Source organism: Cupriavidus sp. DF5525 (assembly GCF_040149425.2).
Taxonomy (GTDB): domain Bacteria; phylum Pseudomonadota; class Gammaproteobacteria; order Burkholderiales; family Burkholderiaceae; genus Cupriavidus; species Cupriavidus pickettii_A.
This window is the reverse complement of the sequence record NZ_CP168265.1, coordinates 3,362,297-3,376,478: the sequence shown is the minus strand read 5'-3', so window position 1 is coordinate 3,376,478 and position 14,182 is coordinate 3,362,297. Positions and strand designations below refer to the sequence as shown.

10 protein-coding genes are annotated in these 14,182 nt (G+C 67.7%); 6 read left to right on the top strand and 4 right to left on the bottom strand.

Translation table 11 applies throughout. From position 1 onward, the window contains the following. Positions 1-134: 134 nt before the first annotated feature. A complete protein-coding gene (locus ABNX08_RS15735) occupies positions 135-2,066 on the top strand; it encodes an ATP-binding cassette domain-containing protein (RefSeq protein WP_041681108.1) in 1,932 nt (643 codons plus the stop codon). Between the two features lie 13 nt (positions 2,067-2,079). On the opposite strand, the gene ABNX08_RS15730 is transcribed toward ABNX08_RS15735, so the two are convergent. Both ABNX08_RS15730 and ABNX08_RS15725 read right to left on the bottom strand, forming a co-directional pair. After that, positions 2,080-2,223, bottom strand: a complete 144-nt coding sequence (locus tag ABNX08_RS15730; RefSeq protein ID WP_349607301.1) for a hypothetical protein — start codon at positions 2,221-2,223, stop codon at positions 2,080-2,082. Beyond that, positions 2,220-3,431, bottom strand: coding sequence for an MFS transporter (locus ABNX08_RS15725; protein ID WP_022536022.1), 1,212 nt, complete (start codon positions 3,429-3,431; stop codon positions 2,220-2,222). Before ABNX08_RS15725 ends, ABNX08_RS15730 begins: the two co-directional genes overlap by 4 nt. Positions 3,432-3,779: 348 nt before the next feature. Here ABNX08_RS15725 and ABNX08_RS15720 point away from each other — a divergent pair, with 348 nt between their 5' ends. The 5 genes from ABNX08_RS15720 to ABNX08_RS15700 all read left to right on the top strand — a co-directional run bounded on the left by ABNX08_RS15720 (position 3,780) and on the right by ABNX08_RS15700 (position 10,354). Then, a complete protein-coding gene (locus ABNX08_RS15720; RefSeq protein ID WP_022536021.1) occupies positions 3,780-5,771 on the top strand; it encodes a DNA topoisomerase IV subunit B in 1,992 nt (663 codons plus the stop codon). A 102-nt stretch (positions 5,772-5,873) separates the two neighbouring features. Next, on the top strand, positions 5,874-6,686 hold the full coding sequence (locus ABNX08_RS15715) for a lytic transglycosylase domain-containing protein (protein WP_022536020.1): 813 nt from the start codon (positions 5,874-5,876) through the stop codon (positions 6,684-6,686). A gap of 69 nt (positions 6,687-6,755) precedes the next feature. Beyond that, on the top strand, positions 6,756-9,098 hold the full coding sequence (gene parC / locus ABNX08_RS15710; RefSeq protein ID WP_022536019.1) for a DNA topoisomerase IV subunit A: 2,343 nt from the start codon (positions 6,756-6,758) through the stop codon (positions 9,096-9,098). Positions 9,099-9,254: 156 nt separating this feature from the next. Then, positions 9,255-9,827 (top strand): chromate transporter, encoded by a 573-nt coding sequence (locus ABNX08_RS15705; RefSeq protein ID WP_022536018.1) that lies wholly within the window; start codon positions 9,255-9,257, stop codon positions 9,825-9,827. Then, positions 9,824-10,354: a chromate transporter gene (locus tag ABNX08_RS15700; RefSeq protein WP_022536017.1), complete on the top strand. Its 531-nt coding sequence runs from the start codon at positions 9,824-9,826 to the stop codon at positions 10,352-10,354. The genes ABNX08_RS15705 and ABNX08_RS15700 overlap by 4 nt, the downstream gene beginning before the upstream one ends. Positions 10,355-10,367: 13 nt before the next feature. Here the strand turns inward: ABNX08_RS15700 and ABNX08_RS15695 are convergent, their stop codons facing one another. Both ABNX08_RS15695 and ABNX08_RS15690 read right to left on the bottom strand, forming a co-directional pair. Further along, complete coding sequence (locus tag ABNX08_RS15695; RefSeq protein WP_022536016.1) at positions 10,368-12,197, bottom strand: ABC transporter ATP-binding protein; 1,830 nt, start codon at positions 12,195-12,197, stop codon at positions 10,368-10,370. Between the two features lie 158 nt (positions 12,198-12,355). After that, on the bottom strand, positions 12,356-14,038 hold the full coding sequence (locus tag ABNX08_RS15690) for an L-lactate permease (RefSeq protein WP_022536015.1): 1,683 nt from the start codon (positions 14,036-14,038) through the stop codon (positions 12,356-12,358). Positions 14,039-14,182: the final 144 nt, after the last annotated feature.

The following is a 14,182-nucleotide window of genomic DNA, read 5'->3' as shown; positions in this document are numbered from 1 at the left end:
CAATGCGCGGGCCCTTCTTTTTGGGCGCGGCTTCCGGCTGCGTCCGGTCGTCTACAATGCGGGCTGCCGTGCCACGCCAGCCCTGGCAGGCCGCCCCGTCCTTTCTCCGCCTTTCTCTCGTCGCCTTCCATCCCATGGCCCTGTTTTCCATCACCGACGCCCAGCTTGCCTTCGGGCACGTGGCCCTGCTCGACCACACCGACTTTTCGCTGGAGGCCGGCGAGCGCGTGGGCCTGATCGGGCGCAACGGCTCGGGCAAGTCCTCGCTGCTGAAGATCGTGGCCGGGCTGGCGGCGCCGGATGACGGCCTGATCGCGCGCCAGAGCGGCGTGACCACCGCCTACGTGCCGCAGGAGCCGCAGTTCGAGCCGGGCATCACCGTGTTCGACGCCGTCTCGCAGGGCATGGGTGATGCGCACGACCTGCTGGTGCGCTACGAGGCCGCCGCCGACCGGGTCGCCGAGAATCATGACGACGAAGCCGCACTGGCCGAGCTGCACCGGCTGCAGTCCGAGCTGGACGCCGCCGGCGCCTGGCAGCTGCGCACGCGCGTCGAAACCACGCTGGCACGGCTGGGACTGGATTCGCACACGCGCGTCGAGGCACTCTCCGGCGGCCTGCAGAAGCGCGTGGCGCTGGCGCAGGCGCTGGTGGCCGAGCCCGACATCCTGCTGCTGGACGAGCCCACCAACCACCTCGACGTGGAAGCGATCCGCTGGCTTGAAGACCTACTGCTGGGCTTCCGCGGCAGCGTGCTGCTGATCACCCACGACCGCGCCTTCCTCGACCGCGTCGCCACCCGCATCATCGAACTGGACCGCGGCCGGCTGGTGTCCTTCCCCGGCAACTTCGCCGCCTACCAGGCACGCAAGGAAGAGATGCTGGCCGCGGAGCAGGTCGAGCAGGCCAAGTTCGACAAGCTGCTGGCGCAGGAGGAAGTGTGGATCCGCAAGGGCGTGGAGGCGCGCCGCACGCGCAGCGTGTCGCGCATCCAGCGGCTGGTGGCGATGCGCAACGAGCGCGCCGCGCGCCGTGAAGTACAGGGCAACGTCAAGCTGGAAGTGTCGCAGGCCGATCGCTCCGGCAAGATCGTGTCGGAGCTGACCGGCGTCAGCAAGGCCTATGGCGACAAGGTGGTGGTGCGCGACTTTACCGCCACCATCATGCGCGGCGACAAGGTCGGCCTGATCGGCCCCAACGGCGCCGGCAAGACCACGCTGCTGCGGCTGATCCTGGGCGAGCTGGCACCGGACAGCGGCACCGTGCGCAACGGCAGCAACCTGCAGGTGGCGTACTTCGACCAGATGCGCACCGCGCTGGACCTGGAGCGCTCGCTGGCGGACACCATCAGCCCGGGCAGCGACTGGGTCGAGGTCAATGGCCAGCGCAAGCACGTGATGAGCTACCTGGGCGACTTCCTGTTCGCGCCGGAGCGCGCGCGTTCGCCGGTCAAGTCGCTGTCAGGCGGCGAGCGCAACCGGCTGCTGCTGGCGCGCCTGTTCGCGCGGCCGGCCAATGTGCTGGTGCTGGACGAGCCCACCAACGACCTCGACATCGATACGCTGGAACTGCTGGAAGAACTGCTGCAGGACTATGGCGGCACCGTGTTCCTGGTTTCGCACGACCGGGCGTTCCTGGACAACGTGGTGACCTCGACCCTCGCTGCCGAAGGCGATGGCGTGTGGCGCGAGTCGGTGGGCGGGTATTCCGACTGGGTCGAGCAGTCGGCCCGCAGCGCGGCGCTGCAGGCCGCGCGCAAGCCGGAACAGAAGGCGGCCGAGCCGGCAAAGGGCAAGGACTCGCGCGAGGCGCGCGGTGCCAACCGGACCGTCAAGCTGTCGTACAAGGAGCAGCGCGAGCTGGACGGCCTGCCGGAGCGCATTGCCGCGCTGGAAACGGAGCAGAAGGCGATCTCGGCGCAGCTGGAAGACGGTTCGCTCTATGTCAGCGATGCGCCCAAGGCCGTGCAGCTGGGCACCCGGCACGACGAGATCGAGATGGAACTGCTGGAAGCGCTGGAGCGCTGGGAAGTGCTGGAAGCGAAGTCGAAGGGCGAGGGCGTGTGAGCGCCTGGCTGCGTCACCCGCACCACGCCAACACCATATTGGTCAGATCGACCATAAAACCCGGCCGCAGATAGCCCACGAAGCCCAGCGCCAGCAGCCCGGCCAGCACCGCCAGCCCGGTTGCCTTGGCCACGCGGACGCGGGCCTTGGCCATCATGCCGCCGCCGGCTGCGCGCGCACCAGCGCCTGCTCGCGGATCGGCAGGTTCACCAGCGCGGCCATCACGCCCAGCGCGATGGAAATCAGCCACACCGTGTTGTAGCCACCGGTGCGGTCATAGAGGAAGCCGCCCAGCCAGGCGCCCAGGAAGCTGCCGATCTGGTGCGAGAAGAACACCACCCCGGACAGCATCGACAGGTATTTCACGCCGAACACCTGGGCGATGATGCCGTTGGTCAGCGGCACGGTCGACAGCCACAGGAAGCCCATCAGCGCCGCGAACACCCAGGTACTGGCCACCGTCAGCGGCAGCAGCAGGTAGCCGGCGATCACCACCGAGCGCGCCAGGTAGATGAACGCCAGCAGGTAGCGCTTGGGCAGGCGCTGGCCGATCGCGCCGGCGGTATAGGTGCCGAACACGTTGAACAGCCCGATCAGCGCCAGCGCCACGACGGCGACTTTCGGGTCGACCAGGCCCTGGTCCTTCAGGTACGGCGCCAGGTGCACGCCGATAAACACTACCTGGAAGCCGCACACGAAATAGCCCAGCGTCAGCAGCTGGAAGTTGCGGTTGCCGAAGGCTTCGTGGACGGCCTGGCCGATGGTCTGGTGGTGGCCGCCGGCGTGGCCCGCCTCGCGCGGCTCGCGCAGCGTCAGCGCCAGCGGCAGCATTACACAGGCCATCAAAGCCATCACGTATAGCGCGTTCTGCCAGCCCATGCCGGAGATCAGTCCCTGTTCCACCGGGATCATCAGGAACTGCCCGAACGAGCCCGCGGCGGCGGCAATGCCCATCGCCCACACGCGTTTCTCGGGGCTGGCCACGCGGCCGATCACGCCGTAGACGATGCTGTAGGTGGTACCTGACTGCGCGATGCCGATCATCACGCCGGCGCCGGTGGCGAAGGCGGTGCCGCTGGTGGCCAGCGCCATCACCACCAGGCCGGCCACGTACAGCGCCACCCCGATCAGCATGATGCGCAGCGCGCCGAACTTGTCGGCGAGTGCGCCGGCAAAGGGCTGGCTGGCGCCCCACATCAGGTTCTGCAGCGCCAGCGCGAAGGCGAAGGTCTCGCGGTTCCAGCCGTGGGCCTGCGTGATCGGCAGGTTGAACAGGCCGAAGCCGTGCCGGATACCCATCGATAGGGTGACGAGCAGGCCGCCGCACACCAGCACGGTGGTCAGGGAGAGTTGTCGGTTTTGCATTGTCTAGGCTCGGTGTGCGGCAGTCCCGCCGGGTAGTGCGGTGCCGACATGGATAGTCTGTGCTTGTTGTTTTGAACCGCGCCGGGACGGCAATCAGGCTTGCCAGGGCCGGGTGGTGGCGAGTTTACCCCGGCTTGCAAAAACGCGTGCGGCAGCGCCCGCGTTGCCGGCGCCCCGGCAAAAAGTGGCGGGGGGGCGGCAAAGCGCCGCCAGCGCCGGCACCCAGCGCAATCCCTTTTCCACGGGATTGCCCGCGCCCGCTTCCATTACAATGCAGTGCCCGGTGCCCCGGCGCGTGCACAGTTGTGCGCCCCGTGCAGCCGGGACAATCACTTTCGTAGCGACTCCATGGCGAGCAAAACCAGTCAGTACAGCGAATCCTCCATCCGGGTCCTGAAGGGCCTGGAGCCGGTCAAGCAGCGCCCCGGCATGTACACCCGGACCGACAACCCCCTGCATATCGTGCAGGAGGTGATCGACAACGCCTCGGACGAGGCCCTGGGCGGCCACGGCTCCGAGATCCTGGTGACCCTGCATCGCGACGGCAGCGTCAGCGTGGAGGACGACGGCCGCGGCATCCCGGTGGGCATCCACCCGGAAGAAGGCGTGCCGGTGGTCGAGATCGTCTTTACCCGGCTGCACGCCGGCGGCAAGTTCGACAAGGGCAAGGGCGGCGCCTATGCCTTCTCGGGCGGGCTGCACGGCGTGGGCGTGTCGGTGACCAATGCCCTCTCGACGCAGTTGGACGTGACCGTCTGGCGCGACGGCATGTGTTCCACGTTGACCTTCTCCGGCGGCGACGTGACCGTGCCGCTGGCCTCGCGCAAGTTCGAGCGTGGTGAGAAAAAGAACGGCACCCGCGTGCAGGTGTGGCCGGACGCCAAGTATTTCGACTCGGCCGCGATCCCGCTGGCGGAGCTGCAGCGCCTGCTGCGCAGCAAGGCCGTGCTGCTGCCCGGCGTCAAGGTGACGCTGGTGACCGAGAAAACCGGCGAGCGCCAGACCTGGCAGTACGACCAGGGCCTGAAGGGCTACCTGGTCGAGGCGCTGGCGCAAGGCAGCGGCGCGGAACTGGTGATTCCGATGTTCGAGGGCGAGCACTTCGCCGACCCCGACGCCAATCCCGGCGAAGAAGGCTTTGCCGACGGTGAAGGCGCGTCGTGGGTGGTGGCCTGGACCGAAGACGGCGCGCCGGTGCGCGAGTCCTACGTCAACCTGATCCCCACGCCTGCCGGCGGCACGCATGAATCCGGCCTGCGCGAAGGCCTGTTCCAGGCGGTCAAGAGCTTTATCGAGATGCATGCGCTGCAGCCCAAGGGCGTCAAGCTGATGAGCGAGGACGTGTTCGCGCGCGCCTCGTTCGTGCTGTCGGCCAAGGTGCTGGATCCGCAGTTCCAGGGCCAGATCAAGGAGCGCCTGAACAGCCGCGACGCGGTGCGGCTGGTGTCCACCTTCAGCCGCCCGGCGCTGGAGCTGTGGCTGAACCACCATGTCGAGTACGGCAAGAAGCTGGCCGAGCTGGTGATCCGCCAGGCCCAGGCCCGCACGCGTGCGGCACAGAAGGTCGAGAAGAAGAAGGGCTCCGGCGTGGCCGTGCTGCCCGGCAAACTGACCGACTGCGAGTCCACCGACGTGACCCGCAACGAACTCTTCCTGGTCGAGGGCGACTCCGCCGGCGGCTCGGCCAAGATGGGCCGCGACAAGGAGTTCCAGGCCATCCTGCCGCTGCGCGGCAAGGTGCTCAACACCTGGGAAACCGAGCGCGACCGCCTCTTTGCCAACAACGAGGTGCATGACATCGCGGTGGCGATCGGCGTGGACCCGCACGGCACCAACGACGAGCCCGACCTGTCCAACCTGCGCTACGGCAAGATCTGCATCCTGTCCGACGCGGACGTGGACGGCGCGCATATCCAGGTGCTGCTGCTGACGCTGTTCTTCCGCCACTTTCCCAAGCTGATCGAGACCGGCAACGTCTGTGTGGCGCGTCCGCCGCTATTCCGCGTCGACGCACCGGCGCGCGGCAAGAAGCCCGCGCAGAAGCTGTACGCGCTGGACGAAGGCGAGCTGTTGGCCATCCAGGACAAGCTGCTCAAGGACGGCGTCAAGGAAAACTCGTGGCAGATTTCCCGCTTCAAGGGCCTGGGCGAAATGAGCGCCGAGCAGCTCTGGGAAACCACCATGAACCCCGACACGCGGCGCCTGCTGCCCGTGATGCTGGGCGAATATGACCTGCCGCAGACCGTCGAGATGATGAATATGCTGATGGGCAAGGGCGAGGCCGCGCAGCGCCGCAGCTGGCTGGAAGAGAAGGGCAACGAGGTCGAGGCCGATATCTGAAGCCGCGGCCATGGCACCTGGCCAGCCCATGCTGGCAGGCCGGTGCCGGCCCGGCGCGATTGGCGCATAATGCCCGCTCCGGCCTGCTGCACTGAACGCACGATGACGACGAGACCCCCCGGCAAACCATGGCGTAACCTGGCAGCCGCCCTGCTGGCGCTGGCCGGGCTCGCCTGTGCGCCGGCGGCACATGCCGAGCTGTGGGGCTATATCGATGCCGACGGCGTGGCGCACTTTGCCGACCAGAAGCTGGACGAGCGCTACAAGCTGTTCATGAAGGACGGCGGCAAGCTCGACAGCGCGCGGCTGGCTGCGATCCAACGCGGGCGTTCGCAGGCGGGCGGGACCGCCGGCGCCGATATTGACCTGGAGCAGCACAAGCTCTACCGCTACGTCGTCAACCATCCCAACATCAAGACCGTCGAGCCGCTGATCCACCAGATCGCCGGCAAGCAGGATGTCGACCCGGCGCTGGTCAAGGCGGTGATGGCGGTGGAGTCGGGCTTCAACGCCGGCGCGGTGTCGCCCAAGGGCGCGATCGGCCTGATGCAGGTGATCCCCGACACCGGCGCGCGCTTTGGCGTCAGCGCCGATGCGCGCCGCAGCGTCGAGCAGAAGCTGGCCGACCCGCGCACCAATATCACTGCGGGCGTGCGCTACCTGCGCTGGCTGATGCAGCTGTTCCCGAACAACCTGGAGCTGGTGCTGGCCGCCTACAACGCGGGCGAGGGCGCGGTGCAGCGCTATAACAACCGGATTCCGCCATACCCGGAGACGCAGCAGTACGTCAGCACCGTGCTGCAGTTCTACCGGCTGTACCAGCCGCAGCAGGGCGCGGTGCTGACTCGCACCAGTGCCAGCGCGGACGGCCCGCGCGTGAAGATGGTCATCGGCGGACGCCGCAACATGCCCTGACCGGCATGACCGAACAACAAGCAACCCGGCGCGCCGGCAGTTCAAGGCGCGCCGAATTCTTGCCTATCCATGGAACAACAAGACATCACGTTTCAACCTGAAGAGCCGGCGGATTCACTGACGCTGGCGCGCTACGCCGAGCGGGCCTACCTGGACTACGCGGTCAGCGTGGTCAAGGGCCGCGCGCTGCCCGAGGTGGCCGACGGCCAGAAACCGGTGCAGCGCCGCATCCTGTTCGCGATGCACGAGATGGGCCTGCGCGCCGACGCCAAGCCGGTCAAGTCCGCGCGCGTGGTCGGCGACGTGCTGGGCAAGTTCCACCCGCACGGCGACCAGTCCGCGTATGACGCGCTGGTGCGCCTGGCGCAGGACTTCTCGCTGCGCTACCCGTTGATCGACGGCCAGGGCAACTTCGGCTCGCGCGACGGCGACGGCGCGGCGGCGATGCGCTACACCGAAGCGCGGCTGACGCCGATCTCGCGGCTGCTGCTGGACGAGATCGACGAAGGCACGGTCGACTTTGTCGCCAACTACGACGGCTCGATGCAGGAGCCCAAGCTGCTGCCGGCGCGGCTGCCGTTCGTGCTGCTCAACGGCGCCTCCGGCATCGCGGTGGGCATGGCGACCGAGGTGCCGCCGCACAACCTGCGCGAAGTGGCCGCGGCCACGGTGGCGATGATCCGCAACCCCAATATCACGCTGGCCGAGCTGCTGGCGCTGATGCCGGGACCGGATTATCCGGGCGGCGGCCAGATCATCTCGCCCGCGTCCGATATCGCCCAGATCTACGAGGGCGGCCGCGGCAGCCTGAAGGTGCGCGCGCGCTGGACCATCGAGGAGATGGCGCGCGGCCAGTGGCAGCTGGTGGTGACCGAGCTGCCGCCGAATACCTCGGCGCAGAAGGTGCTGGAAGAGATCGAGGAGATTACCAACCCCAAGATCAAGACCGGCAAGAAGGCGCTGACGCAGGAACAGCAGCAGCTCAAAGCCACCGTGCTGGCGGTGCTGGACGCGGTGCGCGACGAATCGGGCAAGGATGCGCCGGTGCGGCTGGTGTTCGAGCCCAAGAGCAAGAACGTCGGCCAGCAGGAGTTCATCCACACGCTGCTGGCGCATACCAGCCTGGAGTCGGGCGCGCCGATCAACCTGGTGATGATCGGCACCGACGGCCGGCCGCGCCAGAAGGGCCTGCGCGAGATCCTGGGCGAATGGATCCGGTTCCGCTTCGAGACCGTCACGCGGCGCACGCGCCATCGCCTGGGCAAGGTCGAGGACCGCATCCATATCCTCGAAGGCCGGATGCTGGTGCTGCTCAATATCGACGAGGTGATCCGCATCATCCGCGAGAGCGACGAGCCCAAGCCGGCGCTGATCGAGGCCTTCGGCCTGAGCGACCGCCAGGCCGAGGACATCCTGGAAATCCGGCTGCGCCAGTTGGCGCGCCTGGAAGCGATCCGGATCGAGAAGGAACTGAAGGAACTGCGCGAGGAGCAGGCCGAACTGGACGTGCTGCTCAAGTCCGAGACCATGATGCGCCGTCGCATCATCAAGGAGATCGAGACCGACGCCAAGCAATACAGCCCGGAAGACAAGGACCCGCGCCGCACGCTGATCCAGGAAGAACGCCGCGCCGCGGCCGAAGTGCGCGTGATCGACGAGCCGGTGACGGTGGTGATGTCGCAGAAGGGCTGGGTGCGCACGCGCCAGGGCCATGGCCACGACGCGCAGCAGTTCACCTTCAAGGCCGGCGACGCGCTCTACGACACCTTTGAATGCCGCACCGTCGACGTGCTGCTGGTCTTCGGCACCAATGGCCGGGTCTATTCCGTGCCGGTCGCCAGCCTGCCGGGCGGGCGCGGCGACGGGGTGCCCATCACCACGCTGATCGAGCTGCAGTCTGGCAGCCAGGTCGCGCACACCTTTGCCGGCAGCGCCGAGCAGCGCATGCTGATCGCCACCGCGGGCGGCAATGGCTTCCTGACCAAGGTCGGCGACATGATCAGCCGGCAGAAGGGCGGCAAGTCGTTCCTGACGCTCGATGACGGCGACGCGCCGCTGGCACCGGCGCCGGTCGGCGACGAGGCCACGCATGCGGCCTGCCTGTCGGGCAACGGCCGCCTGCTGCTGGTGGCGCTGGACGAGGTCAAGGTGCTGTCGGCCGGCGGGCGTGGCGTGATCCTGATGGAGCTGGAGCCGAAGGAAAAGCTGCTCCAGGCGATCGCCGTCGGCGCACCGGGTCTGGTGCTGTCCGGCGCCGGCCGCGGCGGCAAGCCGTCGTCACAGAAACTGGCCGGGCAGTCGCTGCTGCCGTACGTCGGCAAGCGCGCGCGCAAGGGCAAGCCGATCGAGGCCAAGCTGAAGGAACCGCGTATCGATCCGGTGCGCGTGGATCCCCCGGCCGGCGGCAACTGATGCCGGCCGTCGCGGCTGCCCTGGCCTGCAGGGCGGCCGCGAACCTGGACCCGGCCTGCGTGCCGGGCCTTTCCCCAGTGCCCGGCCATTGGCCGGAATGGGGCGCAGGCCGGAAGCAACAAGAACAGCAATCTCCGCTACACAGCGCCCTCCCTCATGTCGGTCCCCCCGCTGCCTGAACTTGCACCGCCGCCCGGCCCCCGCAAGCTGTTCCTCGAGTTTGCCCGCATGGGCCTGTCCGGTTTCGGCGGCGTGCTGCCGTTCGTGCGGCGCGCGGTGGTCGAGCGTAACCGCTGGCTGGACGACCGCGACTTCGTCGAACTGCTGAGCTTGGGCCAGGTGCTGCCCGGCCCCAACGTGATTAACCTGGCGCTGATGCTGGGCCTGCGCTTTGCCGGCTGGCGCGGCGCGCTGGCCGCGTTCAGCGGGCTGGTGATGGTGCCGATGGGGCTGGTGCTGGGTTTGATGCTGCTGTACCAGCACTACCAGGACGTCGCCGCGGTGCGGCGCATGCTGACCGGCATAACGGCGGTGTCGGCCGGCCTGATGCTGGCCACCGGCTTCCGGCTGGCGCAGAGCCTGTCGGTGACCGTGCGCAACGTGCTGATCGGCGGCGTCGCCTTTGTCGCCATTGGCCTGCTGCGCTGGCCGCTGGTGCCGGTGATGGCGGTGCTGGTGCCGCTGGCGCTGGTGTGGGAGTGGCGCATCGGCAAGGGAGCGCGGGCATGAGCATGGGCGAAATCCTGGGCAGCCTGCTGGCCCATTTCGGCGTGCTGTCGCTGCTGGCGATCGGCGGCGCCAGCACCACGCTGCCCGACATGCACCGCTATCTGGTGGAAGCCAATGGCTGGCTGACCGATGCGCAGTTTTCGGCGATGTACGCGATCTCGCAGGCGGCGCCGGGGCCGAACATCCTGTTCGTATCGCTGTTCGGCTGGCAGGTGGCGGGGCTGGCCGGCGCGCTGACTTCCATGCTCGGCATCTGCGGGCCGTCGAGCCTGATCGCCTTGTGTTTCGAGTATTTCTCCGGGCGCTCGCCGCACGCACGCTGGCCGGGGCTGATCCGGCGCGGGCTGGCGGCGCTGACCATCGGCCTGATGTTCGCGTCGGGCTGGGTGCTGGCGCGCAGCGTCGACCTGCACTGGGCGGCGATGCTGGTCACCGCCGCCACGGTGCTGCTGATGCTGAAGACGCGGGTGCATCCGCTGGTGCTGGTGGCGATCGGCGGTGCGGCCGGCCTGCTGGGGCTGGTCTAGCCCCGCGGTCCGGTCAGTCGACGCCGACGAAGCCGCCCGTCTGGTGCGCCCACAGCCGCGCATACAGCCCGCCATGCGCCAGCAATTGCGCATGCGTGCCGCTCTCCACGATATGGCCGTTGTCCAGCACCACCAGCCGGTCCATGCGCGCGATCGTCGACAGCCGGTGCGCGATGGCGATCACGGTCTTGCCTTGCATCAGGGTTTCCAGGCTCTCCTGGATCGCCGCTTCCACTTCCGAGTCCAGCGCGGAGGTCGCTTCATCGAGGATCAGCACCGGCGCGTTCTTCAACAGTACGCGTGCAATCGCAATGCGCTGGCGCTGCCCGCCTGACAGCTTCACGCCACGCTCGCCCACCTGCGCCTCCAGCCCGGTGTTGCCATGGGCGTCGACCAGGTGCGGGACGAACTCGTCCGCGCGGGCGCCGTGCAGGGCTTCGGCCAGTTCGGACTCGGTGCTGGATGGCTTGCCATAGAGCAGGTTCTCGCGGATCGAGCGGTGCAGCAGCGAGGTGTCCTGCGTGACCATGCCGATCTGCGCGCGCAGGCTTTCCTGCGTGACCGCGGCGATGTCCTGGCCGTCGATCAGGATGCGGCCGCGTTCGACGTCATAGAGGCGCAGCAGCAGGTTGACCAGCGTCGACTTGCCGGCGCCGGAGGGGCCGACCAGCCCGATCTTCTCGCCTGGGCGCACGGTCAGTTCCACGCCTTCGATGACGCCGGAACCCTTGCCGTAGTGGAATCCCACCTGCTCGAAGCGGACCTCGCCATGGGTGACGCGCAGCGGCTGCGCATCGGCGCGGTCGATCACCCGGCGCGGCACGGCGATCGTCTTCATGCCGTCCTGCACCTGCCCGACGTTCTCGAAGATGCCGTTCACCACCCACATGATCCAGCCCGACATATTGTTGATGCGGATCACCAGCCCCGTGGTCAGGGCGATCGCGCCCGTGGTGACATGCCCCGTGCTCCACAGCCAGAGCGCCAGCCCGGTGGTGCCGGCGATCAACGCGCCGTTCATGGCGGTGATGGTGATATCCATGCCGCTGACCATGCGCCCGGCCAGGCGCGTCTTTTCGGTCTGCTCGGCCATGGCGTCGCGCGCGTACTCTTCCTCGTGCCGGGTATGGGCGAACAGCTTGAGCGTGGTGATGTTGGTATAGCCGTCCACGATGCGCCCCATCAGCCGCGAGCGCGACTCGGTGGCCACCACCGAGCGCTGCTTCACGCGCGGCACGAAGTGGAGCAGGGCGGCCACGTAGCAGACGATCCACAGCAGCAGCGGGATCATCAGGCGCCAGTCGGCCTGCGCGAACAGCACCAGCGAGCTGATCGCGTAGATCACCACGTGCCAGAGCGCATCCACCGCCTGCACCGCGGAATCGCGCAGCGAGTAGCCGGTCTGCATGATGCGCTGCGCGATGCGCCCGGCGAAGTCGTTCTGGAAGAACGACAGGCTCTGCTTGAGTACGTAGCGGTGGTTCTGCCAGCGGATCAGGTTGGCCAGGCCGGGGTTGATGACCTGGTGTACGAGCACATCGTGCAGCCCGAAAAAGATGGGACGCAGCAGCAGCGCCACCACGGCCATCCACAGCAGCTCGTTGCGATGCCGGCTGAAGAACTCCGCGCCCGGCGTCGTCTGCGCCATGTCGACCAGCCGGCCGAGGAAACTGAACAGCGCGACTTCAATCAGCGCGCCGACCAGGCCCACCAGCAACAGCAGCGCGAACACGCCCCACACTTCGCGCAGGTACCAGGCATAGAAGCGCCAGACCTGGCCGGGCGGCTCGTGGTCGGGCATGCCCCGGAAGGGGTCGATCAGTCTTTCCAGGCGACGCAACATGGCGGATTCCCGTTGTGCCCGGCGCGCCCGGCATCCTTGTGGGAGCCGGCGCGCGCATGCGGCGGATCAGACGCACCATGATACGCGCGTTGCCCAATGGAAAAGCCCCGCCGGGGGCGGGGCTTCGGCTGAACCACAGTGCAAAAACCGCGGCAGGGTCAGGGGTGGTGGATCACCATATGCGTGAACGGCGGCACATACGCCTGCAGCGTCACGAACAGGCCCACCAGGATCGCCAGCACGATCGAGTGGAAGAACACGTAGCGCAGGATGTCGCCCTCGTGCCCGTACCACTTGGTGGCGGTCGAGGCCACCACGATCGACTGCGCGTCGATCATCTTGCCCATCACGCCACCCGAGCTGTTGGCCGACGCCATCAGCACCGGCGACAGGCCGAGCTGCTCGGCCGTGGTCTTCTGCAGGCCGCCGAATAGCACGTTGGACGCGGTGTCCGACCCGGTCAGCGCCACGCCCAGCCAGCCCAGCATGGTGCCGAACAGCGGGTAGAACACGCCGGTGTGGGCAAAGGCCAGCCCCAGCGTCGCATCCAGGCCCGAGTAGCGGGTCAGGTAGCCGACCCCGAACATCGCGCAGATGGTCAGCAGCGAATAGCGCACCAGCTTGATGGTTTCCCAGTACTCCTTGAACAGGCGCGGCACCGAGTAGCCCATCAGCAGGCCGCCCAGCAGCGCCGAGACAAAGATGCCGGTGCCGGCCATCGACAGCACGTTGAAGTTGAAGACGGCGCCTTCGGCGATTTCCTTCGGCACCACCGGGGGCACCTTCAGCACGGCCTTGTCCAGGCCCGGGATCGGGAACTTCCACGCCCACAGGCCATCCATCAGCTTCTTGAACTCGGGGATGCCCCAGACGAAGACGAACACCGTCAGGATCACCCACGGCATCCAGGCCTTGGCCACCGAGATGCCGGCCGAGGCGGCGCTGGCGCGCGCATCGGCTTCGAGCGCTTCGGGATGGTCGACCTTGGAGTCGTCGTGGCGGCCAAGGATCTTGGCCGAGGTCCAGATCTCCTTCGGATGCCAGACTTTCAGGAACAGCGTCAGTGAGCCCATCGACACCAGCGCGGCGATCACGTCCACCAGCCAAGGGCCGTGGTAGTTCGATACCAGGAACTGCGGCACCGCGAAGCTCACGCCCGCCACCAGGATCGCCGGCCAGATCGCCAGCATGCCGCGGAAGCCGGCGAAGGCCCAGATCAGCCAGAACGGCACGATCACCGAGAAGAACGGCAGCTGGCGGCCGATCATGGCCGACAGGTCGAGCAGGTCCAGGCCGGTCACCGAGGCCAGGCCGATGATCGGGGCGCCCAGCGCGCCGTAGGCCACCGGCGCGGTGTTGGCGATCAGCGCCAGGCCCGAGGCCGCCAGCGGCGAGAAGCCCAGGCCGATCAGGATGGCACCGGTCACGGCGACCGGCGTGCCGAAGCCGGCCGCGCCCTCGAAGAAGGCGCCAAAGCTGAACGCCACCAGCAGCAGTTGCAGGCGGCGGTCTTCGGTGATGCCGGAGATCGAGGTCTGCAACACCTTGAAGGATCCGTTCAGGGTCGTGAGCCGGTGCAGGAAGATGATGTTCAGCACGATCCAGCCGATCGGGAACAGGCCGGACACGATGCCAAGGCCGGCCGCCTTGCCGGCCATTGCCGCAGGCATGCCGAACACCGTGGAGGCGACGACGATGCCGATCAGCAGTGCCAGCCCGGCCGCCAGGTGCGCCTGCATGTGAAAGAACGCCAGCGCTGCCAGCAGCACGACGACGGGAATGCCCGCGGCAATGGTCGACAGCGCCATATTGCCTAGCGGGTCATAGACTTGACTCCACACGATTGAATCCTCCTCAGGTTGGCTCGGGCGCCCGGGCAATCTGCGAGCCCTGGGCGTCCCCTATCACTTCAGACCGGCGCGCGAAGAGCCGCGCTAAAACCAATGCATCCGGTAAAAACAGGGATTTTAGGAACGGGTTCCCGG

What these genes read in the sequence shown, in the direction of transcription:
- parC (WP_022536019.1), top strand. Translation starts at nt 6,756, where the DNA reads ATGGAACAACAAGACATCACGTTTCAACCTGAAGAGCCGGCGGATTCA.
- ABNX08_RS15715 (WP_022536020.1), top strand. Translation starts at nt 5,874, where the DNA reads ATGACGACGAGACCCCCCGGCAAACCATGGCGTAACCTGGCAGCCGCC.
- ABNX08_RS15725 (WP_022536022.1), bottom strand. Translation starts at nt 3,431, where the DNA reads ATGCAAAACCGACAACTCTCCCTGACCACCGTGCTGGTGTGCGGCGGC.
- ABNX08_RS15735 (WP_041681108.1), top strand. Translation starts at nt 135, where the DNA reads ATGGCCCTGTTTTCCATCACCGACGCCCAGCTTGCCTTCGGGCACGTG.
- ABNX08_RS15705 (WP_022536018.1), top strand. Translation starts at nt 9,255, where the DNA reads ATGTCGGTCCCCCCGCTGCCTGAACTTGCACCGCCGCCCGGCCCCCGC.
- ABNX08_RS15695 (WP_022536016.1), bottom strand. Translation starts at nt 12,197, where the DNA reads ATGTTGCGTCGCCTGGAAAGACTGATCGACCCCTTCCGGGGCATGCCC.
- ABNX08_RS15730 (WP_349607301.1), bottom strand. Translation starts at nt 2,223, where the DNA reads ATGATGGCCAAGGCCCGCGTCCGCGTGGCCAAGGCAACCGGGCTGGCG.
- ABNX08_RS15720 (WP_022536021.1), top strand. Translation starts at nt 3,780, where the DNA reads ATGGCGAGCAAAACCAGTCAGTACAGCGAATCCTCCATCCGGGTCCTG.
- ABNX08_RS15700 (WP_022536017.1), top strand. Translation starts at nt 9,824, where the DNA reads ATGAGCATGGGCGAAATCCTGGGCAGCCTGCTGGCCCATTTCGGCGTG.